22 protein-coding genes are annotated in these 25,139 nt (G+C 56.1%); 9 read left to right on the plus strand and 13 right to left on the minus strand.

All coding sequences use genetic code 11. From position 1 onward, the window contains the following. Positions 1 to 103 precede the first annotated feature (103 nt). Both KHU29_RS00865 and KHU29_RS00870 read left to right on the plus strand, forming a co-directional pair. Entirely contained in the window at positions 104 to 796 is a 693-nt protein-coding gene (locus KHU29_RS00865; protein WP_211450812.1) for an HAD family hydrolase, read from the plus strand. Between the two features lie 109 nt (positions 797 to 905). Beyond that, positions 906 to 1,220 carry a hypothetical protein gene (locus KHU29_RS00870; RefSeq protein ID WP_211450813.1) on the plus strand — a complete coding sequence of 105 codons (315 nt, stop codon included), beginning with the start codon at positions 906 to 908 and terminating at the stop codon, positions 1,218 to 1,220. A gap of 11 nt (positions 1,221 to 1,231) precedes the next feature. Here the strand turns inward: KHU29_RS00870 and KHU29_RS00875 are convergent, their stop codons facing one another. Genes KHU29_RS00875 through imuA form a run of 3 tightly spaced genes read right to left on the minus strand, consistent with a single transcriptional unit; the run spans position 1,232 to position 6,629 of the window. After that, complete coding sequence (locus KHU29_RS00875; protein ID WP_246541316.1) at positions 1,232 to 4,396, minus strand: error-prone DNA polymerase; 3,165 nt, start codon at positions 4,394 to 4,396, stop codon at positions 1,232 to 1,234. Between the two features lie 30 nt (positions 4,397 to 4,426). Then, entirely contained in the window at positions 4,427 to 5,914 is a 1,488-nt protein-coding gene (locus KHU29_RS00880; RefSeq protein WP_211450814.1) for a Y-family DNA polymerase, read from the minus strand. After that, positions 5,847 to 6,629: a translesion DNA synthesis-associated protein ImuA gene (imuA, locus tag KHU29_RS00885; RefSeq protein WP_343216013.1), complete on the minus strand. Its 783-nt coding sequence runs from the start codon at positions 6,627 to 6,629 to the stop codon at positions 5,847 to 5,849. Before imuA ends, KHU29_RS00880 begins: the two co-directional genes overlap by 68 nt. 159 nt (positions 6,630 to 6,788) lie before the next feature. Here imuA and KHU29_RS00890 point away from each other — a divergent pair, with 159 nt between their 5' ends. Together KHU29_RS00890 and KHU29_RS00895 are read left to right on the plus strand one after the other, a co-directional pair. Then, positions 6,789 to 7,151 carry a type II toxin-antitoxin system RelE/ParE family toxin gene (locus tag KHU29_RS00890; RefSeq protein ID WP_211450816.1) on the plus strand — a complete coding sequence of 121 codons (363 nt, stop codon included), beginning with the start codon at positions 6,789 to 6,791 and terminating at the stop codon, positions 7,149 to 7,151. 35 nt (positions 7,152 to 7,186) lie between these two features. Continuing rightward, complete coding sequence (locus KHU29_RS00895; RefSeq protein ID WP_211451120.1) at positions 7,187 to 7,489, plus strand: helix-turn-helix domain-containing protein; 303 nt, start codon at positions 7,187 to 7,189, stop codon at positions 7,487 to 7,489. Here KHU29_RS00895 and KHU29_RS00900 read toward each other — a convergent pair. The 3 genes from KHU29_RS00900 to KHU29_RS00910 all read right to left on the minus strand — a co-directional run bounded on the left by KHU29_RS00900 (position 7,471) and on the right by KHU29_RS00910 (position 9,821). Then, positions 7,471 to 8,157: an amino acid ABC transporter permease gene (locus KHU29_RS00900; RefSeq protein WP_246541317.1), complete on the minus strand. Its 687-nt coding sequence runs from the start codon at positions 8,155 to 8,157 to the stop codon at positions 7,471 to 7,473. The genes KHU29_RS00895 and KHU29_RS00900 overlap by 19 nt on opposite strands. Before the next feature lie 2 nt (positions 8,158 to 8,159). Further along, a complete protein-coding gene (locus KHU29_RS00905; RefSeq protein WP_211450818.1) occupies positions 8,160 to 8,912 on the minus strand; it encodes an amino acid ABC transporter permease in 753 nt (250 codons plus the stop codon). Between the two features lie 93 nt (positions 8,913 to 9,005). Beyond that, complete coding sequence (locus tag KHU29_RS00910; RefSeq protein ID WP_211450819.1) at positions 9,006 to 9,821, minus strand: ABC transporter substrate-binding protein; 816 nt, start codon at positions 9,819 to 9,821, stop codon at positions 9,006 to 9,008. Between the two features lie 237 nt (positions 9,822 to 10,058). Here KHU29_RS00910 and KHU29_RS00915 point away from each other — a divergent pair, with 237 nt between their 5' ends. Then, positions 10,059 to 10,817 (plus strand): SDR family oxidoreductase, encoded by a 759-nt coding sequence (locus KHU29_RS00915; RefSeq protein WP_211450820.1) that lies wholly within the window; start codon positions 10,059 to 10,061, stop codon positions 10,815 to 10,817. Positions 10,818 to 10,972: 155 nt separating this feature from the next. Here the strand turns inward: KHU29_RS00915 and KHU29_RS00920 are convergent, their stop codons facing one another. Beyond that, positions 10,973 to 11,254 carry a DUF3303 domain-containing protein gene (locus KHU29_RS00920; protein WP_211450821.1) on the minus strand — a complete coding sequence of 94 codons (282 nt, stop codon included), beginning with the start codon at positions 11,252 to 11,254 and terminating at the stop codon, positions 10,973 to 10,975. A 693-nt stretch (positions 11,255 to 11,947) separates the two neighbouring features. Between KHU29_RS00920 and KHU29_RS00925 the strand changes: the two genes are divergently transcribed. The 3 genes from KHU29_RS00925 to KHU29_RS00935 all read left to right on the plus strand — a co-directional run bounded on the left by KHU29_RS00925 (position 11,948) and on the right by KHU29_RS00935 (position 17,401). Beyond that, positions 11,948 to 12,337, plus strand: coding sequence for a hypothetical protein (locus KHU29_RS00925; RefSeq protein WP_211450822.1), 390 nt, complete (start codon positions 11,948 to 11,950; stop codon positions 12,335 to 12,337). A 1,008-nt stretch (positions 12,338 to 13,345) separates the two neighbouring features. Continuing rightward, a complete protein-coding gene (gene mgtA, locus KHU29_RS00930; RefSeq protein ID WP_211450823.1) occupies positions 13,346 to 16,123 on the plus strand; it encodes a magnesium-translocating P-type ATPase in 2,778 nt (925 codons plus the stop codon). Between the two features lie 48 nt (positions 16,124 to 16,171). Further along, a complete protein-coding gene (locus KHU29_RS00935) occupies positions 16,172 to 17,401 on the plus strand; it encodes a porin (RefSeq protein WP_211450824.1) in 1,230 nt (409 codons plus the stop codon). 63 nt (positions 17,402 to 17,464) lie between these two features. Here the strand turns inward: KHU29_RS00935 and KHU29_RS00940 are convergent, their stop codons facing one another. Genes KHU29_RS00940 through KHU29_RS00955 form a run of 4 tightly spaced genes read right to left on the minus strand, consistent with a single transcriptional unit; the run spans position 17,465 to position 21,701 of the window. Beyond that, complete coding sequence (locus KHU29_RS00940) at positions 17,465 to 18,487, minus strand: SIS domain-containing protein (RefSeq protein ID WP_246541318.1); 1,023 nt, start codon at positions 18,485 to 18,487, stop codon at positions 17,465 to 17,467. After that, complete coding sequence (nagA, locus tag KHU29_RS00945; protein WP_211450825.1) at positions 18,468 to 19,589, minus strand: N-acetylglucosamine-6-phosphate deacetylase; 1,122 nt, start codon at positions 19,587 to 19,589, stop codon at positions 18,468 to 18,470. Before nagA ends, KHU29_RS00940 begins: the two co-directional genes overlap by 20 nt. 8 nt (positions 19,590 to 19,597) lie before the next feature. Continuing rightward, entirely contained in the window at positions 19,598 to 20,551 is a 954-nt protein-coding gene (locus KHU29_RS00950) for a glucosamine kinase nucleotide-binding domain-containing protein (RefSeq protein WP_211450826.1), read from the minus strand. 28 nt (positions 20,552 to 20,579) lie between these two features. Beyond that, the gene (locus KHU29_RS00955) at positions 20,580 to 21,701 is read right to left on the minus strand and encodes an ABC transporter ATP-binding protein (RefSeq protein WP_211450827.1); all 1,122 of its coding nucleotides are present in this window, start codon (positions 21,699 to 21,701) and stop codon (positions 20,580 to 20,582) included. Between the two features lie 197 nt (positions 21,702 to 21,898). Here KHU29_RS00955 and KHU29_RS00960 point away from each other — a divergent pair, with 197 nt between their 5' ends. Further along, complete coding sequence (locus KHU29_RS00960; RefSeq protein ID WP_211450828.1) at positions 21,899 to 23,065, plus strand: IS4 family transposase; 1,167 nt, start codon at positions 21,899 to 21,901, stop codon at positions 23,063 to 23,065. A 41-nt stretch (positions 23,066 to 23,106) separates the two neighbouring features. On the opposite strand, the gene KHU29_RS00965 is transcribed toward KHU29_RS00960, so the two are convergent. Both KHU29_RS00965 and KHU29_RS00970 read right to left on the minus strand, forming a co-directional pair. Then, on the minus strand, positions 23,107 to 23,991 hold the full coding sequence (locus tag KHU29_RS00965; protein WP_211450829.1) for a carbohydrate ABC transporter permease: 885 nt from the start codon (positions 23,989 to 23,991) through the stop codon (positions 23,107 to 23,109). A gap of 12 nt (positions 23,992 to 24,003) precedes the next feature. Continuing rightward, the gene (locus KHU29_RS00970; RefSeq protein ID WP_211450830.1) at positions 24,004 to 24,927 is read right to left on the minus strand and encodes a carbohydrate ABC transporter permease; all 924 of its coding nucleotides are present in this window, start codon (positions 24,925 to 24,927) and stop codon (positions 24,004 to 24,006) included. Positions 24,928 to 25,139: the final 212 nt, after the last annotated feature.

The raw sequence follows: 25,139 nt of genomic DNA on the forward strand, positions 1-25,139 counted from the left end.
CAAGCTGATCAGGTGCGCCGGAAATTTGACGCTCCGTCAAAGTCATCGTGCTGTCACAAGACTGCTATAAGTTGAGGCTCTGTGTCCCGTGGCCAGATAAATCATGTACAACAATAGCAAACGATTAATTATCCTTGATGCAGACGGCACGACTATCGATGCCTATAGCGCCATCGACAAGACGTTTTCCAGGCATGGCATGGTGATCGGCGATGAAGAGCGGTTCCAGAAACGGCGCCGTCTGTTCAAATACCTGGGTGGCTTGAAAGAGTTTCCGTCCAATTTGAAGAGGCAGATCGGCAAGCAGAGCCGCAAGCAATTGATCGCCACCCTGACCGAGGTGTACCGGGAAGAAGCAAAGCTGTATCCGGGTATTGCCGGGCTGGTGCAGAGCCTGATGGCCGCGCCGGACATTGCAGTCGGCCTGGTGACACGGAACATGACCAATGAGCCTGAACAAACATTGAGGTTGTTGTTCCGCCGTCACGATATCGATCTGGATGCCTTCGATTTTTTCGCTCACATTCCGCTGCACCTGGAAAAAATGCAGCAATTCCGGGCTATTCGCGAGCAGATGGACATCAACCCGGCGCGCGCCTACATCTGCGGCGATGAGCACAAGGATTACCTGGCGGCCATCGGCTCCGGCATGCATCCTTTCATGGTTTCCTACGGATTCGAGAGTTACAAGCGGCTCATCAAGAAATTCATGGTGCCGGAAGAGATCATTTCCCGTTCGCCCGAGGAGTTGTGCGAGCGCGTGCGGCACGCCATGGGCTTGACGGACACTGCCTGAAGACGTTCTACTGCATGGCGCCACTCCCTGTTAGAATTTACTTTTGCAGTGCCTTTATCTGCCGGCAGAGACCACCGATTTACGCTAAATAAAAATGCGGAGGCCCATCATGCAATTGCAAACCGAGTTGTCTGAAGATCAGTTGACGAAGAAGGCGGCATGGTGCCGGGCGCCATTGCCGATTCTGGCGGTTTGCCTGGCAATGTTCGGCGCGGGCGCTCTGATGGCGATGCGCTGGCAGCGCAAGCGCTATCTGGCGGATGAGGATGATAGCGCGCGGCAGCGTTTGGTAGAGTTTCAGGACGATGGCAGCGAAGATCCTGGCGCCGGTATCGATCAGATGCTCGATCTGCATCCTGATCATCTGGAAATGCCTCACGAAAAGCCTCACGCAATGCCCCACGAAAAGCCGCCAGAACATTAACTTCGGCGTTATCAGTGAAAATCGCGGCTGCTGGTTCCTAGCTTGCCCAGCATGGGCGACATATCGATTAACAGTTTGGCGACCAGATGCCTGACGCCATCCTGGGTTTGCCAGATGCCGTTCACGCCCATCAGCCTTGCGCCGCGCAGTTCCTTGCGCTGGCGGTCTGCCAGGTCCGGCCAGACGATGACATTGACGGTGCCGGTTTCATCTTCCAGGGTGACAAACACGACGCCTTTGGCGGTGCCGGGACGCTGGCGCACCGTGACGATGCCGCAAGCCCTGGCCAGCCGGCCGTTGCTGTATGTGTTCAGCACCTCAGCCGCCATGAAGCGCTGGGCGTTTAATCGCGGGCGCAGCAGCGCCAGCGGATGACGGCCCAGGGTCAAGCCTAGTGAACTATAGTCGTTCAGCAGGTTTTCTCCTTCCGAGGGTGCGGCCAGCAGCAGTTCTTCTTCTGCCACCCGGGTCTGCTTGAGCAAGCCTTTTTCCGGGGTGCTGACCAGCGCCTGCCACAGCGCCTGGCGCCGGTTGCCGACCAGCGGGGCGAGGGAATTGGCGGCCGCCAGCGCTTGCAATTGATCGCGCTTCAAGCCGCTGCGCAAGGCCATGTCGTTGAGACCGGTGAACGCACGCACTGCGCGTGCCGCTTCAATTTCTTGCGCATTATCGAAGTTCAGGCCACGTACCAGGTTGAGTCCCAGCCGCACTGCCGGGCGTGGGGCTGATGTCGGCTCCAGCGTAGCCTCCCAATTGCTCAGGTTGATGTCGACCGGCAGCACTTCGACGCCATGCCGGCGCGCGTCTTGCACCAGTTGCGACGGCGAATAAAATCCCATCGGCTGGCTGTTCAGCAGCGCCGCCAGGAAAGCTTCGGGCTCGTGGCATTTGAGCCAGGAGCTGGCGTAGGCCAGCAAAGCGAAACTGGCCGCGTGGCTTTCGGGGAAGCCGTATTCGCCGAAGCCCTGAATCTGGCTGTAGATGGCTTTGGCGAAATCTTCTTCATAACCTTTGTTGACCATGCCATCGATCAGCTTGCGTTCGAATTTGTCGAGGCCGCCTTTGCGCTTCCATGCCGCCATCGAACGTCGCAGGCTGTCGGCTTCGCCTTCAGTAAAGCCAGCCGCGATCACGGCGATTTGCATTACTTGTTCCTGAAAAATTGGCACACCTCGGGTTCTACCCAATGCTCCCTTTAATTCGGGCTTTGGGTAAATGATGTCTTCTTCCTTTTTTTTCCTGTTTTGCAGAAAAGGATGAACCATGCCGCCTTGAATCGGCCCCGGCCGGACGATCGCGACCTGGATCACCAGATCATAGAATTTACGCGGCAGCAGGCGCGGCAGCATGCTCATCTGAGCCCGGCTTTCAATCTGGAACACGCCTATAGTGTCGGCCTGGCAAATCATGTCGTACGTCGCCGGATCTTCGCGCGGGATATCTCTCATTTCGAACGGTTCACCGCGTTGCAATGCCACCATCGCCAGCGCCCGCTGCAGCATCGACAGCATGCCCAGCGCCAGCACATCGACCTTGAGTATGCGCAGCGAATCCAGGTCGTCCTTATCCCATTGCACCACGCTGCGATCTTTCATGGCGGCGTTTTCAATAGGCACCAGCCGCGACAGTTTGCCGCGCGCAATCACAAAGCCGCCCGGATGCTGTGACAAATGACGCGGAAACCCCAATAGCGTATGCGACAGATCGGCCCATTGTTCTGCAATCGGCGTGTTTGCCGCCATGCCAAGCTCGCTGAAATTTTGTTGCAGCTGCCGCTTGTCATCCCACCAGCGTTGCGATTTGGCGACCTGGTCGACCAGGCCCGGATCGACGCCTAACGCTTTGCCGACATCGCGTAACACGCTACGCGGCCGATAACTGATCACCACCGCGGTGAGGGCGGCACGCCGCCGGCCGTATTTGTTGTAGATATACTGGATTACTTCTTCGCGCCGCTGATGTTCGAAATCGACATCGATGTCAGGCGGTTCATTGCGCTCCCGGCTGATGAAGCGGCCGAACAGCAAGGTGCTTTGCGCCGGATCGACCTCGGTAATGCCGAGGCAGTAACACACTGCCGAATTGGCCGCCGAGCCACGGCCCTGGCATAAGATGCCTTGCTGGCGGGCAAACTGGACAATGTCGTAGACCGTCAGGAAATAAGCTTCGTATTCGAGTTCATGAATCAGATCCAGCTCGTCTTCCAGCTGTTTCTGCACTGCCGCCGGAATTTCATCGGTGAAACGGCCACGTGCGCCGATATAGGTTTGCTGGCGCAGATAGCTGGCCGGAGTATATCCCGGCGGCACAATCTCATCCGGATATTCATACCTCAGCTCATCCAGCGAGAATGTGCAGGAGCCGGCTATCTCTATGGTTTCGGCCAAGGCGGCGGCCGGATATAAGTTGGCCAGCCGCACCCTGGCGCGCAGATGCTGTTCGGCATTCGGCGCCAGTGCATAACCGCATGCGGCGACAGGCTTGCCGAGCCGGATCGCAGTGAGCGTATCTTGCAGCGGTTTGCGCGAGCGGCGATGCATGCAAACGTCGCCGGTGGCAACGACCGGCAAGCTGAGTTGCTGCGCGACTTGTTCAACTACGGCACGCTGCCGTTCATCGCCGACCTGATGCAGCATGGTCAGGCCGATCCAGCTGCGGCCGGGAAATGTGCTGCCTAGCCATGTCGCCTGGCGTGTCAGGGTTGCGTTATCAATGCCATGCGCGGGTAACAGAATCAGCAGGCAATCGGGCAACTGGCGCAGATGGGCGTTGGCGCTGTCTGGCATCTCCAGGTCTTGCGGCGTGAGCAGGTAATGACCTTTGTCGGCGCGGCTGCGCGCCAGTGTGATGAGTTCCGACAGATTGCCGTAGCCTTCACGATTTTGCGCCAGTGCGATGAGGGAAAAGGCAGGGCTGCCATCGGCTTCATGCAGCTGGAACTGGCTGCCGATCAGCAGCGAAATTTTGTGTTTCTTGGCTTCCATATGTGCTCGAACTACTCCGGCCAGCGAGCATTCATCGGTAATCGCCAGCGCCTTGTAACCGAGCTGGGCGGCACGCTCTACCAGTTCTTCCGGATGCGAGGCGCCGCGCAGGAAACTGAAATTCGAGACGCATTGCAGCTCTGCATATTCTGGCAACATGGGCGGTGGTGCAAAGGAGGAATTTTCGTCCATAGGTAATACCCCTGAATCAAGCAAATAAGCTCAGGCAAACAAGCCATGCAGGAACCAGCGGACGTCATCGTCGTCGCGCTCGCGGTAGATCCAATAACAAGCGGCGTCTTCACCTTCCGCAACGAAGTAATCGCGCACGGCTGCCGCGCCATCCCACCAGGCGCATTCGATACGTTCCGGCCCTGACAGCAGGCGCAGGGGCGAGCCATAAAACGGCCGGTTTTGACGCCACGTCAAGGCTAGCGGTTGTTGCAAGAGCCAGAATGGCCGCTGCGGCTGGATCCGCCGCAACGTTTCCTCCGGCGGCTGCCGGCGGTCGCTGTCAGCCGCAGCTTGCCAGGCGTTAGCGATTTCCGGCCGGTGATCGGCTAGCGCGGCTGGCTTCAACACATTCTCGCTGCCGAGCCGTGCGCTTAACAGTTCCAGCAGGCGTGCATAAGCGCCGGGTGCGCCGCCCGGTTCGGGAAATAGCGAAGCCGTCGGCGGCAACATCGCTGCCACCTGCGATGCCTGCAAGCGCAAGGCAATCACGGGGGCATCGAGTTGCAGCCGGCCCAGCCGTTCCTTTAACAAGCGCAACAGATGTTCTTCATGCCAGGCCGGTTCGGCCAGTGAGATTTCCAATGACGTGGGAGCGATTGCCTGACGCCCGCGCTCGTGTTCCAGCGACAGTAAAAAACGTGATACCGCCAGTTGCTGCGCCACCAGCCAGCCGATCATTTGCAGGATCAGGCGGCGTGCAGAAAACAGCACTGCTTCGGCATGCTCGATGCGGTCCGGCAGTTCCAGCCAGGCGCAGAATGTGTGCGGCGCCTGCACCCATTCAAACATTTCCGGTGCTGTGCCGTAGGCGCGATCCAGGGTTTCCAGGACATGTTTGTCGCTGCGCCGCTGTAAACCTGCGCGCGGCAATCTGCGCAAGTCGGCCAGGGTCTGGCAACCGATACCCGCCAGCCATTCCTGGTAAGGACGTGCCGCCGGCAAGATCATGAATGGCAAGCGGTCCAGGTGACGTTGCATGCTAGCTAAACGCAAGCTGCGGCGTTGTCGGGCTAGGCCCGGCGCATGGCGGCGATAGCGAGCCAGCAACCATGCCCCTTGTGCCGTCGGCGCCATACTGACATGCGGCGTGAATCCAAGTGCCTGGATACTCTCGCGGATACGGCGGCATAGCGCCAGCCGGCCGCCGAAAGCACTCAGGCTGGCGCTGACATCGAGCAGCAGCGAATCTTCTTCGGCATGCGCCACTTCCGGCGTGTATTGCAGCAGGGTCAGCGCGATATCGTCGCGCGCGCCTTGTTCGCGCGCCGGGTCACGCTCGCACAGCAACGCCTGCGGCGCCAGCGCCAGCACGCCGCCGCGGCGCATGCCCGGCCGGATGCCGCTGGCAGCCGCGCTGGCGGTCATGGTCAGCACCTGATCACGCTCCAGAATCGCGAGCATGCAGGGCTCAGACCAGCGCGGGCGCAATGTTTCCAGCGCCAGCAGCGGCAGGTGTATGCCTATCCAAAGAGCCATGATTGCGTGCGGTAGAAGGGTTTAGCGGAGTGGGCGGAACAGCGGCGGCCGGATCAATCTCGGGAACGACTGCCGACAAGGGCAGGTAAAACGCGTGTTCGTGCTGCGGTCCTTTGCGTTTGAGCAACTGGATTTCGACACCGCCGCGCGCCGGCCGCAAGGTCAGGCGTAAAGGTGAGGGCGACGATTCGTGGGCGGCGCTGAGCGGACGCAACACCCACAACATGGTGTCGCTGGCCTGGGCTGCCAGATGCAAGCGGCGCAAAGCCTCGCCCCGGATGTGCGACTGCCACAACAGCAACGCGCCGCAGCTGCCGTTACGCAACACCTGTTCCGCCGACCACAATGCATCGGCGCTGCGTACTGCCTTGATCCATAGCAGTTGCTCACTGGCCAGGCCGGAGGCGTTCCAGGCGCCGATCTGCGGCAAATGCGGCGGTTGCAGCAAGACGATCCGGCGCTGCCGGGCAATGCGCGCCAGCGCCGGCTGCAACAAGCGTATTTCACCGCTGCCGGCTTGTTGCAGCAACAGCTCTATCAATGCCGAATGCGGCCAGCCGCCATTCGGCAACTCGCGGTCCAGGGATGGATAGCCGGAAGCGGTGACCACGCCCTGGTAAGACCCCATCTGGTCTGCACGCCACAAGGCATGCGGCAAAGTCGCAACGACCGATTGGGCGGCGGCGGAAATGCTGGATGGGGCGCTGGCGGACATGGGCATGACGAAATGATATTAGGTAAAGGCATAAGCGAAGAAACATTATACTGTACATATATACAGTATAAATTCGATTTGAATTTAGTCAATCCATTCATCTATCTACGCCGTGATGGGGATCACCCCAGCATGTTTATCTATATTTGGGTATAATTTATGATATCTGCTTTTGCGAGGCCTTTACGATGGGTGGGCTCGGCGAAAAAAGACCTGACGGGGATGCCAATAGAAGTGCAGGCCGCTTTCGGTTATGCGCTGTATTTGGCCCAAGCAGGAGGCAAGCATGATCAGGCTAAGCCGCTGAGAGGTTTTGGCGGCGCTGGCGTATTGGAAATAGTGGAAGACTGCCAGGGAGATACGTATCGAGCCATATACACGGTGCGCTATGCCGAGGCGCTTTACGTGTTGCATTGCTTTCAGAAAAAATCCGTTAGCGGTAGCGCCACACCCAGGCCAGATATGGATTTGATTCGAGCCCGATTGAAAACTGTAATCGCAATGCAAAGGAGTGGAGAGTGAATCAGAAAGTCACTATTAACGGCATCGATATAGAAATGGGTAGCGACAATCCCTATGCCGATCTCGGCTTCCCCGATGCCGATGAAATGTTAGTCAAGGCCAAGCTGGCGCACCAGATTGCACAGATCATCAAGAGCCGGCATTTGACTCAGCAGCGTGCGGCCGACTTGCTGGGCATGCCGCAGCCTAAATTCTCAGAAATGTTGCGCGGGAAATTCAGGGGCATCAGCCAGGCAAAGATGATCGAGTGCTTGAATCGACTGGGGCGGGATGTAGAGATCGTGGTGAAAAAATCCCGTAGTGCCACCTTGGGACACACTCAGGTGGTAGTGGTCTGAAAATACGCCGCAGCCCGATCCGCAAACCAGCCCAGTCCCGCGCACAGCACAAAATAAATCAAGCCGATGAACATGAATATCTCTGCCGGATAAATCATCACCCGGCTATTCACCTGCGCCGCCACGAACGACAGTTCGCCAACGCCGACGATGTAGGCCAATGAACTGTCCTTGATCAGGGTTACCCATTGATTGACGAACGAGGGCAGCATCATTTGCAGCGCTTGCGGCAGCACGATATGACGCAGCACTGCCGTGCGCGTCATGCCTAGCGACAGGCCGGCATCCCATTGGCCGGCCTTGATGCCGCTGATGCCGGCGTGGACCGAGTGCGCCAGATAGGCGCCGCCGATCAGCGCCAGGGCGCACATCACGGAGAGTACGCCGGGCACATTGATATGGAAAACAATCGGCAGCAGGAAGTAGGTCCAGAAAATCAGCATCAGCACCGGAATCGCCCGGAAGAAGCCGAGCACCATAGTCAGCAGCAGATGCGGCCAGCCGCGCGCCAGCGACAGGGCGATGCCCAGCACCAGTCCCAGCAAGGCCGAAGCCAGCGCCGAGCCGATGCTGAGCAATACGGTCAGTGCGGCTCCGCCCAGCGGGCCATCGGGATAGGCACCCCATAGCAGATATGGCAGGTTGTCCGTCAATACACTGAATTGCATGCTCATCGTTGTGCAACACCGGCAAGTTTCTGTCTGCGCCGGATCAATTGCCCCATGATTTCAATCAACGCGATGGCGGCGATGTAAAACAAGGTCGCCACGCCGAACGCCTGAAATGTCTTGAAGGTTTGCGCTTCCACCTGGCGCGAGGTGTAAGACAGTTCAGCCAGGCCGATGGCCATGGTTAATGAAGTGTTCTTGACGATATTCATGGTCTGGCCAAGCAATGGCGGCAGCGCGATGCGTATCGCTTGCGGCAGGATCACGTAACGCAATCCCTGCCAGCGATTCAAGCCTAGCGCGGCAGCTGCCAGTCTCTGCGCGTCTGCAACGCCACGCATGCCGGCGCGGATTTCTTCGCTGACGTAGGCTGCGGAATACAGGCTCAGGCCGAAGATCGCGCACAGCAGCTCGAACGATGGCCATGTCAATTTCAGATAAGATCCCAGCGTCAGGCTATGCACTGTATTCAGCCATTCCATTGAAGATTCCGGCAACAGGCCGGAGACACCGAAATACCAGAAAAACAGTTGCACCAGCAGCGGAGTATTGCGAAAGATGGAGAGGAAACTGCGGGCCGGTAGCGACAGGAAGCGCCGCTGGCTGGAGCGTGCGGCTGCAATGGCTATGCCCAGTAAGGTGGAAAGCACGCTGACAATGGCGGACAGCAGTAATGTCAACCACAGGCCGTCGACCAGCCAGCCCAGGTATTTGGGGGCCAGCATTTGCCCCAGGATAGATTGAAACTCAGTCATATTTTCTACTTTGCTGCGGCTAAACAAAAAACCACCGGCAAGTCCGAAGACTTGCCGGTGCAAGACAGATACACGGTAGGTGACAAGTGGGGACTAGTTTTGGCTCAGCTTGGTATCGCCAATCTTGAACAGGCGCGGCAGCGGCGATTTGCTGTTGGGGCCGAACCACTTGTCGTAGATCTTGAGCGCGGTGCCATTCTTTTCAAATTCGTGGAGGGTGTTGTTCAGTACATTGACCAGACGGGTTTCACCCTTGGGCACGCCGATGCCTTCGTACTCTTCGGAAATGGCAAATGCCGGGATTTCATATTTTTCCTTATCCGGGATATTCGCCAGCAGCGCGATCAGCTTGGAGCCGTCCTGAGTGATTGCCTGGACGTTGCCGTTGCGCAGGGCGGCCAGGGCGAACGGGGTGTCATCGTATAGAACAACCTTGGCTGCCGTGTATTTCTCGCGCAAGGTGGTTTCCATGGTGGTGCCTTTATCGGTACCTATGCGCAGATCAGGAATTTGCGCGGCATTTTTCAAGACGCCTTTCTTCGCCAGGAACTGCTGGCCGGAAGCGAAATAGGGGATGCTGAAATCGATCACCTGGGCGCGCTCCGCGTTGATGGTGAAATTGGCAAACACCACGTCGACCTTGCCGGATGTCAGCAAGGGAATCCGGTTGGCAGGGTTGGTCGGCACCAGTTCCACTTTGACGCCGAGTTTTTTGGCGACTTCGTTGGCGTAATCGACATCCAGGCCGATGATTTTGTTGGTTTTCTGATCGACAAAGCCAAACGGCGGATTACCGTCGAAAGTGGCGACCCGCAATACGCCGGCCTTCTTGATGTCGTCGAGTTTGTCTGCATGGGCCAGTCCTGACAGCAGTGTCAGGCCGGCAAATAAGATGGCATATGATTTCATTGTTGTGGTGGTCCCTGGTTGGTGTTTCGATTTGTTTGGCGGTGCGTGAAAAGCGATCGCCATGCAGGGCAGATTAACAAAACAACATATTGGTGTGAACGATCAAAGTCGCATTTGAATATTACAAGTTTGCATGCCCTGTTCGGGCGATATCGGCTTGGTACAGAAACACCGTTAAAATGGAGGGAATGCGTGTAGAAAATTAGTGTAAAAAAACAGGTCAAGGAGTACACAGATATGGCAACAACGAAAAAAGTCGCGCTGGTCACAGGCGCAGGTTCCGGTATCGGCAAGCACATCGCTTTGGCCTTGCTGCGCAACGATTACAGCGTGGTGCTGGCGGGCCGGCGCATCGCCGCGCTGGAGGAAACGATTGCCGCAGCAGGAGTGCTGGGCGCACATGCGTTGCCGGTGCTTGCAGATGTCAGCGATCCGGCATCGGTCAAGGCGCTATTTGAAAAAATCCGGGAACGGTTCGGCCGGCTTGATCTGCTGTTTAATAATGCCGGCATCTTTACCAAGTCGGCATCGCTGGAAGATGTCGAATTTGCGCAATGGAAGGCGTCCGTCGATGTCAACCTGAGCGGTGCTTTCCTGTGCACGCAGGAAGCGTTCCGCATCATGAAGGCGCAAACGCCGGGCGGTGGCCGCATCATCAATAATGGTTCGATTGCGGCCCATGTGCCGAGACCGAATTCGGTGGCTTATACCGCGACCAAGCACGCCATTACGGGCCTTACCAAGTCGACCTCGCTGGACGGCCGTAAATACAATATAGCCTGCGGCCAGATTGATATCGGCAATGCTGCCACCGACATGACTGAACGGATGGAGCAGGGTATCTTGCAGGCCAACGGCCAGATTGCGGTGGAGCCGACGATGTCAGTTGAAAATGTTGCCAATGCGGTGCTGTACATGGCCAGTTTGCCGCTGGATGCGAACGTTCAGTTCATGACGGTGATGGCGACCAATATGCCGTTTATCGGGCGCGGCTGATGCCGAGCCGGCATCGAACTGAATCCTCGCTTCGCTTCCGGCTCGGCGTTAAATGCCTCGCGGTGGCAGGGCGCGCCCGTGATCGGGATGCATGCTTCAAGGTTTTATCAATGCGTCCCGCTGACGGGCGTTTGCGCCAATTTGAATGCCGCCTTTTAGTTGCCGATGCGCTGCAATACCGCAGCCAACGCTTCATCGTCAAGAATTGGGACCGTCGATAATTCCATCAGGTCGCTCCACATCAATGCAAACTCCGCGATGGCCTTTGGATCGTCACTTTCAATCAGATCAAAGCCACCGTCTAAATCGACGCGTGTCCAGCGTCCCAGCAACGTGACCCCTTTTGGTGGGAGCCCGCCAGTCTTTTTGAACCGGGCAATACCTTCCTCGCGGGTTTTCGGATCAGGTTTCCAAGAGAACGTCGTTATGAATTTCATGGGATTCCTCCTTCGCCATCTGTGAAGCGCTGCCTTGCCAGCGATTTCGTCTTGACTCCTCCTCTTGTACCATCGTTTGTGCAGCGCGTTATAGCGTGCGAACGCGCACGCCAAACTGAATGCTAGGTCAGATTAAGCAAATATCAATCAGGCATTACAAAGATCTGAGCGATGTTGGAATCCGCGTTGATCGTGGCTGATTCCTTGTCTGCGGGAAATTGAATTCTCGTTACGGCTTCATTATCCGTGTTCGAATTTTCAGAAATTCCTTACAAAATAAGACCGGGTTTGTTCTTGACATACTTGTTATTAAATCTATACACTTCGGGCATTGCATTATATGGAGGCCCACTGTGGACTGTAGTTCTAATAGTAGAAGTGGATGGGTGATCAGCCCGGCACAATACGCATAGTTTTAGCAGACCTCCCTCCGCTACAGCTTTGCGCAAGCCGAGTTGTAGATGCGACCAGCAAGACCGCACTTTAAATCCCCATCCAATTATTCAATCCGGGTATTAACCGTTTTCCGCATTGCTATAACGAATTTTTCGTGTCTAGCCTGACCTCCGGTTGCGCGCGTTCCGGCTGATTACGTCATTGCCATTGCGGAAGTATTGGTTAAAGGAGATTGGTGTGCCCCATCTTTCCAGACAAATAAATGCGCCCCGAGCATGTGCGGCGTATAGCGCAAGCTTGCAACAAGCATCCAACACGCGGTTTCCTTACCGCATCGTTACGCTTGTTCGTAGTGCAGACAGTGCTGCCATCAAAGACTTGTTGCGGGTATGCCTGCAAGATGGCCTGGCGCAATATGATTGCTATCAGCGTTCTGTTTCGCGCTTTTTGAGCCGCATCACTATTGAATTACTGTGCTCGGTCAGTGAGCGTGCAGCTTTGGTGCGACTGGTGAATCGCCTTGGCTTGGAAAAAGGCGTACGCAACGTCCATTGGGAAAGCATCACGGAAAAATCACTACTGGCATCGCCAGGCAACGCACTGGAGGATCGGCGTCGCCCGGATTCTTCAGCCCTCTCACCAGCTGTTGGCAACCATGAACTGGTTGCCGTTCCGGCGCGTTTATAAAGGAATGTTGACTTGGACTGTCCTCCCAGTTGTCCCTGTTGTAAGGCATCTCTAATACGCAAGCAAGGGCCGTGCAGTGTTGCCGTTTTTTCTTCTGATATCGCTTTAGCCTATCGTCATTCTTTTCCTGCGTCGATAAGCTAGCTGTTGATGAACTAGCGATCCGCTGGCATAACGATCACATATCGTTTGCTCTCACACCGCTGCCAGGCTGACTAAAAAACTGCCAGGCGCCTTGTCATTGCGCATGCACTCCATGCGCGGCCCTTGCTTGCCTCTGATATCGACTCTCCATCCGAAGAGCCGCTATTCAATCACGACCATTTGAGGCAAATCATGACAATCAAATTATTCGCAACCAACAATCAACATTCTCGCGCCGCAAACAAATCCAAAGGCTGGATTTTTGGCTGGACTGCCCGCCAGGCCACTACAAATACACGCGAGATACGTTCTCACGACCCCAGCCAACATGCGCCGAATTACGGCATATATGGGGCTTTGACACGTAACAACGGCCACTGATGGTCAAATGAATCGCGTACGGAGGTCGGCATGCATCATCAATTTTTAAGCGCAAGAAACGCAGTATTGCTAGCCCTCGCTGTAGCCATAGCCTGGCTGTTTATCCTATTGAATATATTGTCTCCATTGGAGACGGATAGCGCAAAGCAGGTGTACACCGCCCCCATCTTTATGAATCATTGATTGGCGTGAAAAGGACGGATTTCATCAAGGTCGTGGACTTGTAAACGTACACAACACTGCGCACAAAAGCGCACGGAAAAATTATTTTCAACAAGTGTAACTAAAGGATTTCATGGAAGGCGACAGCGAAGGCAGCGATAGGACGCCCGCTTGGATAGTCATCACGATAACCACAGCGGGCGGCCTTCGTCCAATTATTTTTATCAACCGAACACGCTTGGTCGTGGCGCGGCGGGGGATGGTATTGTCTGAATAAAGACAGGATTTTCTCGCGCCGGCCACGCGGCGCAGGAGAATCAAATGACTCAGATACCACCACATAAAACAGGTAAGCCCAAGCAGAAGCAGAAAGGATTCGTATCGACATCCCCGGCACCGGAAGAAGAACTTTCGATGCGCGTAGCCGAAGAATCCGGCAAACCTTTTCAATCCACCTTTAATAGCACCAAAAGCTCGCCACTTGGCCTGTTTGCACATGAGGCTGCGGAGCGTCTGCGGCGCTCCGGTCCAAACGAAGTCGCGCACGACAAGGCGCCACACGTGCTGGTGCAGCTATTCCTCGCCTTCAAAAACCCTTTCGTGATTGTGCTGCTGGTACTGGCATGCGTCAGCTTTGTGACGGATGTTTATCTGGAAGAGCCTGACGATCGTAGTTACACCGGCATCATTATCCTGGTAACGATGGTGCTACTTAGTAGTTTCCTCCGTTTCTATCAGGAATATCGCTCGAATCAAGCGGCGGAACGGTTGAAATCCATGGTGCGCAACACTGCAACGGTCCTGCGCCGGACGAATGATGCCGCCAAGCCCGAGCGCCGGGAAGTTCCAATGCAAGAACTGGTAGTCGGCGATGTGGTCAGTTTGCAGGCTGGCGACATGATTCCGGCAGATATCCGGCTGTTTGCATCGCGCGATCTTTTCATCAGCCAGGCAATCCTGACCGGTGAAGCGCTGCCAGTCGAAAAATACGATACGCTTGGCGCTGTATCGCAGAAATCCGCCAATGCCGATCCAAATGCCAACGCTGATCCTGATAGCAAAGCTGACTTACTTGAACTTTCCGATATCTGTTTCATGGGAACTAACGTCGTCAGCGGCACCGCAACTGCCGTGGTGGTAGCCACCGGCGCCAATACCTATTTCGGTTCGCTGGCAAAAAATGTGGTGAGTCACAAGCGTGTTGAAACCAGTTTCGATCGTGGCGTAAGCAGTGTTTCCTGGTTGTTGATTCGCTTCATGCTGGTCATGGTGCCCGTCGTTTTCATGATTAACGGCCTGACCAAGGGCGACTGGATGTCGGCGCTGACATTTGCGCTGGCGGTGGCGGTTGGCCTGACGCCGGAAATGTTGCCGATGATCGTCTCAGCCAACCTGGCTAAAGGCGCCATGGCTATGGCGCGCCGCAAAGTGGTGGTCAAGCGCTTGAACTCGGTACAGAATTTTGGCGCAATGGATGTATTGTGCACCGATAAGACTGGCACGCTGACGCAAGACAAGATCATCCTGGAGCGCCACTTGGATATCAGCGGCAAAGAAGATAAGAATATATTGCAACTCGCCTGGTTGAACAGCTTTCACCAAAGCGGGCAAAAGAATTTGATGGATATCGCGGTCGTCAGCCATGCTGATGAACGTGGCCCGGCTGCGAAACTCCTGCAGTACAGCAAAATCGATGAAATGCCCTTTGATTTCATTCGTCGCCGTCTGTCAGTAATAGTGGAAGACCAAAACGGTGCGCAGTTGATGGTGTCCAAAGGCGCCGTCGAAGAAATGCTGGCCGTATGCACGCATACGCAAGAAGGTAATGTCATTCAGGTGCTGGATGAAAGTGCGCGTACCGAGTTGCTGGAAAAATCGCGAGAATACAACGAAGAAGGCTATCGCGTCCTGGTTGTCGCGACTCGCCAGATCGATGCTGCAGATGCCAAGGCGCAGTACAAGACCTCTGACGAAGAGAAACTGGTAGTGCGTGGTTTCCTCACCTTTTTTGATCCGCCAAAGGACTCTGCCGCACCGGCAATTCGCGCGCTGCAGGATTACGGTGTTGCAGTCAAGGTATTGACTGGCGATAACGCCATTGTGACGCTCAAAGTCTGTCGCGATGTCGGCCTTGATCCGGGTGTACCTCTGGTCGGCCCGGAAATTGAGGCGATGGACGATGAACGCTTGAATGACGCGGTTAAATACACCACAGTCTTTGCCAAACTTACTCCCCTGCAAAAATCACGCGTAGTCAAAGCGCTGCAAGCGAATGGCCATACCGTCGGCTTCCTTGGCGACGGTATTAACGATGCGCCTGCATTGCGCGATGCCGACGTTGGTATCTCTGTCGATAGCGGCGCTGATATTGCGAAAGAAACCGCCGATATCATCTTGCTTGAAAAGAGCTTGATGGTGCTGGAAGAAGGTGTCGTCAAGGGACGTGAAACATTCGGCAATATTCTCAAATATCTGAACATGACTGCCAGCTCCAATTTCGGCAACGTGTTTTCGGTGCTGGTCGCGTCTGCCTGGCTGCCGTGGGAACCAATGCTGGCGGTGCATTTGCTGATTCAAAACCTGATCTACGACATTTCGCAAATGATGCTGCCGTGGGACAAGATGGATGAAGACTTCCTCAAGAAGCCGCGCAAATGGGAGGCTAATAATATCCGCCGATTCATGCTCTGGCTCGGCCCGACCTCATCGGTATTCGATATGACTACCTATATCTTGATGTGGACAGTGTTTGGCGCTGGCGCCGCTTACTACGCGGGCACCGGAGATGGTGGGCAAAGCATCATGCATTCCGGCTGGTTTATTGAAGGCCTGGTCTCACAGACGCTGGTCGTGCATATGCTACGTACTCGCAAGATTCCTTTCATTCAAAGTACAGCGACATTGCCGGTGCTGCTGTCGACTTCGATTGCCATCGCGATCGGTTGCTACCTGCCGTTCTCGCCGCTGGCTGCGTCTATCGGATTCATTCCTCTCGATAAATCGTATTTCCTCTGGCTGATCGCCACCATGGTTGGTTACATGGTGCTGACTCAGATAGTGAAGACGATCTATATCCGTCGTTACGGCCAGTGGTTCTGACCGCTCATTAACTTGTCACAAGCAGTCGGGTGAGGTTCATCTGCCTGCTTGTGCATCGCGCATTCAAATCGTGGGAATATTAGGAATACAAGTATGAAAAACTTATTAAGTATTATTGGCAGCAGCTGCGCGTTCGCATTCTCACCGACTGTCCTGGCGCAAACCGCCATGCCGGAGGACGATAAGAAAAATGTGCCAAAAACCAGTGTTGTATTTTATGGTGTGTTGGATGCAGGCGTGACCTTCGTCAGCAATGAAGCCGGTCAAAGTAATAGAAAATTGGATACCGGAGTGATGGATCCCAATCATTGGGGCATGAAAGGCGTGGAAGCCCTGGGGGGCGGGCTGCATGCTGTGTTCCAACTGGAAAACAGCTTCAGTCTGGACGATGGCTCCTTGTCCTCGGAGGGTACCTTGTTTGACCGGATTGCCATGGTTGGCTTGGGAAACCGCTATGGCCAGGTGACTCTCGGCACCCAACTCGATTTGATCAATGACTATGTCACGCCGTTCAACATCAGTGCCGGCGCCAGCGGTTACGCCGCGCATCAAGGAAATTTCGACCGCATCGCAGGCAATGCGGTACAACGCTCAATCAAATTTTCCAGTGCCGATTTCGATGGACTGACTTTCGGCGCACTGTATTCATTTGCGGACAAAAGCGCTCAGCCCGACCAGGAAACTGCCGGCGGTGGCAGCGGTAGCGCATGGAATATAGGGGCGCACTACGCCAACGGTTCATTTGCCATCGGCGCTTCCTATATGCAGCTCAACAAGCCGCGCGGCACGGAGGCTATCGGCCCTTATCAAAGCCTGGGTCTGTCAACTTTTCTGAGGCAACCTACGTTCGAAATTGATCCTGAAACCGGCGAACGAGCACCGATGGAGGATATGGCGATTGATAACCAGAAGATTTTTGCAATCGGGAGTGCCTATGAGATTGGCGACTTTACTGCGATGATCAATTTTGCAGACATCAAATTCAAAGGTTACGGCAATACAGAAAATCTGCGGTTGATGGAAGTCGGCGGTCATTATCATATCAGTGCCACGCTTGATGGCACGCTGGGTTATCAACATATGAAAGTTGCCGGCACAAAAGCAAATCAGGTGTCGCTGGGGCTGAATTACCATCTGTCCAAACGTAGTGATATTTACGTGTCAGCGGACTATCGCAGGGTGTCGGATGGCGTGGCTGCTGTCATCGGCGATTCGTTCGAACCGTCAAGCAATAATGCGCAGGCGTTGCTACGGGTTGGAATGCGCCATATGTTTTAACGCATGTTCGAATAGTGCTTGTCATGTCATTCCGACACGTGTCGGAATGACTTTTTTACGATCTTATTCGGTCTTGGTGACCTTACTCAAATGCCGCGGCTGGTCAGGATCCATGCCACGCGCCACTGCCAACTGTGCCGCCATCACGTAGAAGGCCTGGATTGCGACGATCGGATCGAGATCCGGAGCGGCGGCGACCGGCAGCGTCAGGTCGCGTGCCGCAACATCGTCCGGCGCTGCCAGCAACACCTTGGCGCCGCGCCCGCGCATTTCTTCCGCCAATTTGAGCAAACCGGCCTGGGTCGGTCCGCGCGTAGCGAAGATCAGCAGCGGATAACCTTCGTCGATCAAAGCCATAGGGCCATGCTTGATTTCGGCGCCGCTGAAGGCTTCAGCCTGGATGGCCGAGGTTTCCTTGAACTTCAATGCAGATTCCAAAGCCAGCGGCAAGCTGATGCCGCGGCCAACCACCATGATGCGCGAGGAGGGGGCCAGCACTTCGATGGCGGGAGCCCAGTCAAGCTGGGTAGCGGCGGTCAACGCTTGCGGCAGGGCGTCGATGGCGGCCAGGAATGCGGTGTCGTCTTGCCAGTGTGCAGCGAGTCTGGCGGCAGCAACCAGGCTGGCGATAAAGCTCTTGGTGGCGGCCACGCTCAGCTCGGCGCCGGCATGCAAGGGCAGGGTCCATTCGGCGGCAGCGGCCAGTGGCGATGCAGCGTCGTTCACCAGTGCCACAGTAGTGGCGCCGCTATCACGGAAATAACGGATAGGTTCGATCACGTCAGGGCTTTGGCCCGACTGTGAAATAGCGATGGCGAGTGCGTCGCGGGCGATCAACGGCGCTTTGTTCAGGGTCACCAGCGATAGCGGCAGCGAGGCGACAATCCGGCCCAGGCGCGCCATGATCAGATACGCGCAATAATTGGCGGCATGGTCGGAACTGCCACGCGCCACCGTCAGGATGGTCGATGGCGGCGTGGCCCTGAGACGTTGCCCCAGTTCTGCGTAGCGGTCTCGATCCTGGCTGAGCTGCAAGGCGACATATTCTGCCGCCGAGCGGGCTTCTTTAAGCATCAACGAGGTCAATTTTTTCTCCTTCTACATATACGGCTTTGAGTTTGAGCTGGCGATCCAGCACCAGGATGTCGGCGAAGCAGCCTTCTTTGAGGCGGCCGCGTTCCTGCATGCCGAGATAGTCGGCCGGATAGGTGGAGACGCGCAGCGAAGCCTCGGCTATTTCCAATCCGAGCGAAACCAGGTTGCGCAAGGCTTGATCCATGGTCAGGGTACTGCCTGCCAGCGTGCCATCGGCAAGGCGGACGCCGCCCAGGCATTTATGGACTACCTGGCGTCCCAGCATATACTCGCCGTCCGGCATGCCGGAGGCAGCAGTGGAATCGGTGACGCAATACAGGCGCGGGATAGCCCGCAGCGCAGTCTTGATAGCGCCCGGATGAACATGCAGCAGATCCGGAATCAGTTCGGCATATTCGGCATGGGCCAGGGCGGCGCCAGCCATGCCGGGTTGCCGATGATGAAATGAACTCATGGCGTTGAACAGGTGGGTAAAGCCGGCGGCACCATTTTTCAGGGCAGCCACGCCATCTTCATAAGTGCCCAGGGTATGGCCGATCTGTACCCGCATGCCGAGATTGGACAGGGTTTTCACCAAGGCCATGTGGTCATTGATTTCCGGCGCGATGGTGATCAGTTTCAACGGCGCAAAACTGCGTAGCCAATCTACCTGTTCCAATGTCGCGGCAATCGCAAAATCGGGTTGCGCACCGAGCTTGCCGGGATTGATATAAGGGCCTTCCAGATGCGCGCCAAGCACCCGTGCGCCACCTGCGCGGCGGCCACGGCAAGCGCGGCCGATTGCGCCCAGAGCGGCTTCCAGTTCCTCCGCCGGCGCGGTCATGGTGGTGGCCAGCATGCTGGTGGTGCCATGTTGTGCATGCAGGCGCGAGACCACATGCACTGCGTCGCCGGCTTCCATGATGTCCTTGCCGCCGCCGCCGTGGACGTGCAAATCGATAAAGCCGGGCAAAATATAATCGCCATCGGCCGGCGCATGGTCCAGCGCTTCGCCGCGGATTTCGGTGACCATGTCGCTGAAGCCGATGCTGCCGGCAACCCAGCCGTCGGTAGTCAAGACATTGCCATGCAGTTGCGTTGTGTTGTTATCCATGCTGCTACTCATATCGTTTCTCCTACGGACTCTGTTTCGAGTTGCTGACGCAGCAGCAGCAATGCGCCGGTTGCGGCGTTGGCGCGCGGCCTGATCGCGCGGGATTTTAACGGTTCCGGCAGATAGGCTTGCAACGGGCCGGCGAGGCCGCCGCACAGGGCGATCGGCAATTGCTGCGAAGGGTCGAGCGCGTGGGCGATCTGGGCGATTTCATGACCTGCTTTGCGCAAGATGGTCAGCGCGGCTTCATCCTGTCCGGCGTGGGCTACTACCAGCGGCGCCAGTTGCGCAAAGAGGCTTTGATTGGCGCTGTTGGCCCAGGCCAGCACCCGCTCCCGGTTTTCGCTGGCGCTGCATGTTTCACCGCCGCCGCAGAAACGGACGATGGCGCTGGCCAGCGTCCCTCCTGTGGCACGGCCATCCAGAACGCGTTCCACATGATTGGCGGCGCGCAGGCCGATCCAGCCGCCGCTGGCTTCGTCACCGGTGATGAAACCCCAGCCGCCGACCTCGTTGCGGCTGCCGTCCGCCCGCAAGACTTCGCCGACGCTGCCGGTGCCAATCGCTACTATCGCGCCGGCCTGGCCCAAATGCGCGCCCAGCAACGTGGTGAAGGCATCGGTGCCAATTGCCAGCGCGCCGAAACCGGGGTTCTGCTCAGTAAATTGTGCAGCCCACAGCGGGTTGTTAACACCCGACAAGCCGCAACCTGCTGCGATCGCCTGAAGCGGCGGGCGGTTGATGCCTGCACTCTGAAATGCACTATCCAGCGCCGTGACGATGGCGTCCCAGGCGTTGCCGGTGCCATGCATCAGCGCGGATGGTCCGCTGCTGCCGTCGGTGACATGGCTGCCATCCGGGCGTTCCACGCGGATGTGGGTTTTAGTGCCGCCGCCGTCGACGCCGATCAGATATTCGTACGCTGTTTTCAATTCAACTCCCACGCCTTTTTCGAGGCGCATAGTGTATCTAATGTCTGTGACTGCATTGTTATTGTTTAGATGAAATCATATTGCCTGGCTTCAGCCGTGCCAACGCCAGGCCTTTGGCGTCGAATACGTGGAAAGCGTTGCTTGGCGCTGACAAGGTAACGCTGTCGCCGATATGCACCGGGTTGTTGCCGTCGCCGCGCACCAGCAGATCCTGGCCGTCCTGCAGCGTGACGTAGATAAAGTTGGCTTCGCCCAGATGCTCGACGATGCTGACTTTGCCGCTGAACACTTCACCACTATGCGCGTTTTCCAGAATATGTTCAGGCCGCAGTCCAATCGTGACGGCATCGCCGGCCTTGGTGCTTCCGGCGCTTACGTCGGCACGGATTTCCTGGCCGCTGCTGAGTTTGACTCGCAGGTGATCGGCCTCGACTGCCGCCACCATGCCGTTGAACAGATTCATTTTCGGCGAACCGATAAAGGTCGCGACGAACAGGTTTTGCGGGCGCTGGTACAGCTCCAGCGGCGAACCGGCTTGCTGGATATAGCCGTCGTTCATCACCACGATCTTGTCGCCCAATGTCATGGCCTCGACCTGGTCGTGGGTAACGTAGACGATGGTGGCCTCCAGTTGTTTATGCAGCTTGGCGATTTCGAGCCGGGTCTGGACCCGCAATGCGGCATCCAGGTTGGACAGCGGTTCGTCAAACAGGAACAGTTTCGGCTTGCGCACAATCGCGCGGCCGATGGCGACGCGCTGGCGCTGGCCGCCCGACAGTTCGCGCGGCAAGCGATCCAGCAGATGATCGATTTTCAGGATGCCTGCAGCATGGCGGATACGCTGGTCGATGGCAGCTTTGTCGGCGCCGGCGATCTTCAGGCCGAAGGCCATGTTCTTGTACACGGTCATGTGCGGGTATAAGGCGTAGCTCTGGAACACCATCGCAATACCGCGCTCGGCCGGCGGTAAATGATTGACTACCCGGTCGCCGATCGACAGCTCGCCGCTAGTGATGCTTTCCAGCCCGCACAACATGCGCAGCAGGGTTGATTTACCGCAGCCGGAAGGTCCCACCAGCACGACGAATTCGCCATTCTTGATTTCCAGGTTGAGGTCGGCCAGCACGTTCTGCTTGCCGTCATACGATTTGGTGAGTTGCTTAACGCTTACGTTTGCCATGGAATGTCTCGTCTTCTGCTGTGTTTTACTTGATCGTTACTTAATCGTTATTTAATCTCAGTAGTGTCCCAACGTTTTCACGTCAGGAGTTCGTAAGTTAATGATTTGCTTGTATAAATTGATGTTTTTGTTTGGTCTCGATTTGAACGTCGAGGCGCAAAATTGGTGCTTTTTGCGGATTTCCGCCGAAGGCTCCTATGCATCAAGGCAAGCTCGTTTTCTCGCAGCTCATGACCTATCTGCCGTTGACAACCTTTCGGCGTTGCGTGGCCGCTCATCGTGGCGAACACAAGGTCAAAGATTTTTCCTGTCTGGATCAGTTCTTTGCCATGGCGTTCGCGCAACTGACTTATCGGGAATCGCTGCGCGACATCGAAGTCAATTTGCGAGCACAAGCCCATCGGCTGTATCACATGGGCTTTCGATGTTCGACAATTTCTCGCAATACATTGGCCAACGCGAATGCTACGCGTCCCTGGCAAATCTACGCCGATCTTGCGCAGCATCTGATTGCGATGGCACGCCCTCTGTATGCCAACGAACCGTTTGGGGTGGACTTGGACGCGACGGTATACGCGTTCGACGCCACAACGATCGATTTGTGTTTGTCGGTGTATCCGTGGGCGCCGTTTCGATCCGCCAAAGCTGCAATCAAATTGCACACGCTGCTCGATCTGCGTGGCTCTATCCCCAGCTTCATTCACATCACCGACGGCAAGACCCACGAAGTCAACATCCTCGACGACTTGGTGATCGAGCCTGGCGCGTATTACCTGATGGATCGCGGCTATCTGGATTTCGGACGACTGTACAAGCTGCATGCGATGAACGCCTTCTTTGTGACACGAGCCAAAAGCAATACGAAGTTCAAACGACGATATTCGCATCCGGTCGACCGAACCACGAGCAACATCGTGTGCGACCAAACGGGTGTACTGACGGTTTTCTATTCGAGCAAGGACTATCCCGCGGCACTGCGGCGCGTCGTAGTCAAGGACGAGGCCGGAAAACGCATCACCTTCTTGACCAACAATTCTGCCCTCAAGCCAGAGATGATTGCGGCACTTTACAAGCAACGCTGGCAAGTCGAATTGTTCTTCAAATGGATCAAGCAACATTTGCGTATCAAAGCCTTTTTGGGGACCAGCGAGAATGCCGTCAAGACGCAAATATGGATCGCGGTCTCTACCTACGTCCTCATCGCTATCGTCAAAAAACGTTTGCATTTGCCTCACAGCCTCTACGAAATTTTACAAATCTTGAGCCTAACCATGTTTGAAACAACACCAATAAATCAACTACTTGCACCGCCTACCGAAAAATCTGATGCGGAAAGTGAGCAAATCCAGCTCACTTTCCTATGACGAACGTTGGGACACTACTGATTTAATCTTTTACTTGATTTTTACTTCACTGCGCCCGAAGTCAGGCCACGAATCAATTGCCGGGAGAATATTACGTACATGATCAGGATCGGAATCACGGCCAGCGACAGTGAGGCCAAGACCGAATTCCAGTCGGTCACATATTGGCCGATGAATTGCTGCACGCCGAGGGTGACGGTTTTGGTTTCATCCGAAGGCGCCAGGATCAACGGGAACCACAAGTCGTTCCAGGCCGGGATCATGGTGAATACGGCCACCGTGGCGATCGCCGGGCGGATCAGCGGCAGGATGATCTGGAAGAAGATCTTGAACTCGCCGACGCCGTCGCAGCGTGCAGCATCCTTCAACTCCTTGGGAATCTGCCGGATGAATTCAGACAGGATCATCACCGCCAGCGGCAAGCCTTGCGCGGTGTACACCAGGATCAGTGCGCTGCGGGTGTTGATCAGGTTGAGGCTGACCACCAGTTGCAAGATGGAGACGGTGCCGAGCCGGATCGGGATCATGATACCCAGCGCCAGATACAGCGCCATCAGGCGGTTGCCGCGGAATTTGTATTCCGACAAGGCCCAGCCGGCCATCGCGCCGAACAGCACGATCAGCACCAGCGAACCCAAGGTGACCACCAGGCTGTTGCCGAAGTACAGCATGAAATTAGTGTTATGCAATACCTTTTCAAAGCCGATCAGCGAAAACGACTCCGGCGTAGGGAACGCCAGCGGGTTATCGAAGATGGCGTCGCGCGACTTGATCGAATTGATCAGGATCAGGGCGATCGGAAACAGCGCGATCACTGCATAGGCGCACAGCACCACATGGACCCAGATGCGTCCCAGGTTGGCAAGCCGGCTAGGGCGGACAATCGGCGCAGCTGCGACTGGAGAGAGCGAGGAAATGGATGTCATGAGCGGTCCTCGTTACAGTTCGTAGCGTGTCAGCTTGCGCTGCACGAAATAAAAATAGCTGGCGACGCCAAGCAGGATGACCAGGAACATCAGGGTTGCCACCGCGGCCCCCATGGTCGGGCTGCCGATCTGCGCCTGGTAACCGAAGAAGGTGCGGTAGAAGAAGGTGCCCAGGATGTCTGTGGAGTAGTTAGGCCCGGCCAGCGCACCCTTGACCGAATAGATCAAGTCGAAGGCATTGAAGTTGGCGACAAAAGTCAGGATCGTCACCAATCCCAGCGTCGGCAGAATCAGCGGCAGCTTGATTTGCCAGAAAATACGGAACGAACTGGCGCCTTCGGCATACGCCGCTTCCAGTACTTCTTCCGGCACCGCGAGCAGGGCGGCATAGATCAGCATCATCGGGATGCCGACGTATTGCCAGACCGAGACCAGACCCAGCGTCAGCAGCGCGGTGGTTTCTTGTCCCAGCCATGGCGCGAAATAATCACCCAGGCCGACATGCGTCATCAAACCTTCACCGACGCCCCACAGCGGTGACAGGATCAGTTGCCAGATGAAGCCGATGATCACCACCGACAGCAGGGTCGGCAGGAAAATCAGCGTGCGGTAGGTGCGGGCGCCACGCAGGCCCTTGAGGCTGAACAGGGTGGCAAGCAGCAGGCCGATCGGATTTTGCAGCAGCATGTGAATCCCGAAAAATTTCAGGTTATTCAGCATGGCGTTCCAGAACGCCTTGGACCAGTCCGAATCGAACAGGATGGTGTGGTAATTGGCGAGGCCGACGAAACTGTGGACGCCGGCATCGTTGCTGGTATAAAAGCCCAGACGCAGCGTATCCAACAAAGGCAGCGCGCTGAACATGGAATAGATGATGACTGCTGGCGCCAGGAATATCACGATGTGCCAGGGGAATGTCTTTTTTTGAAGATTCATACCGGTTTTCTTTGAGTGCAAGAAATGCAGTTCGCCCGGGGCGCAACGACCGTCACGGGGAAGATCGTGAAAATCGCTACGGCCCCGCTGAGCGGACCATGGGCGTGATGACGGCTTATTTTTTGTGTCAGTGCCGTTCTTCACGGGCTTACCTTAACGGCAAGCCTTGGATGCAAGTGTAGTACTACTTCGGAGAAACTACACCTGCTACC

The organism is Collimonas antrihumi (genome assembly GCF_018304965.1).
Taxonomy (GTDB): Bacteria; Pseudomonadota; Gammaproteobacteria; order Burkholderiales; family Burkholderiaceae_D; genus Collimonas; species Collimonas antrihumi.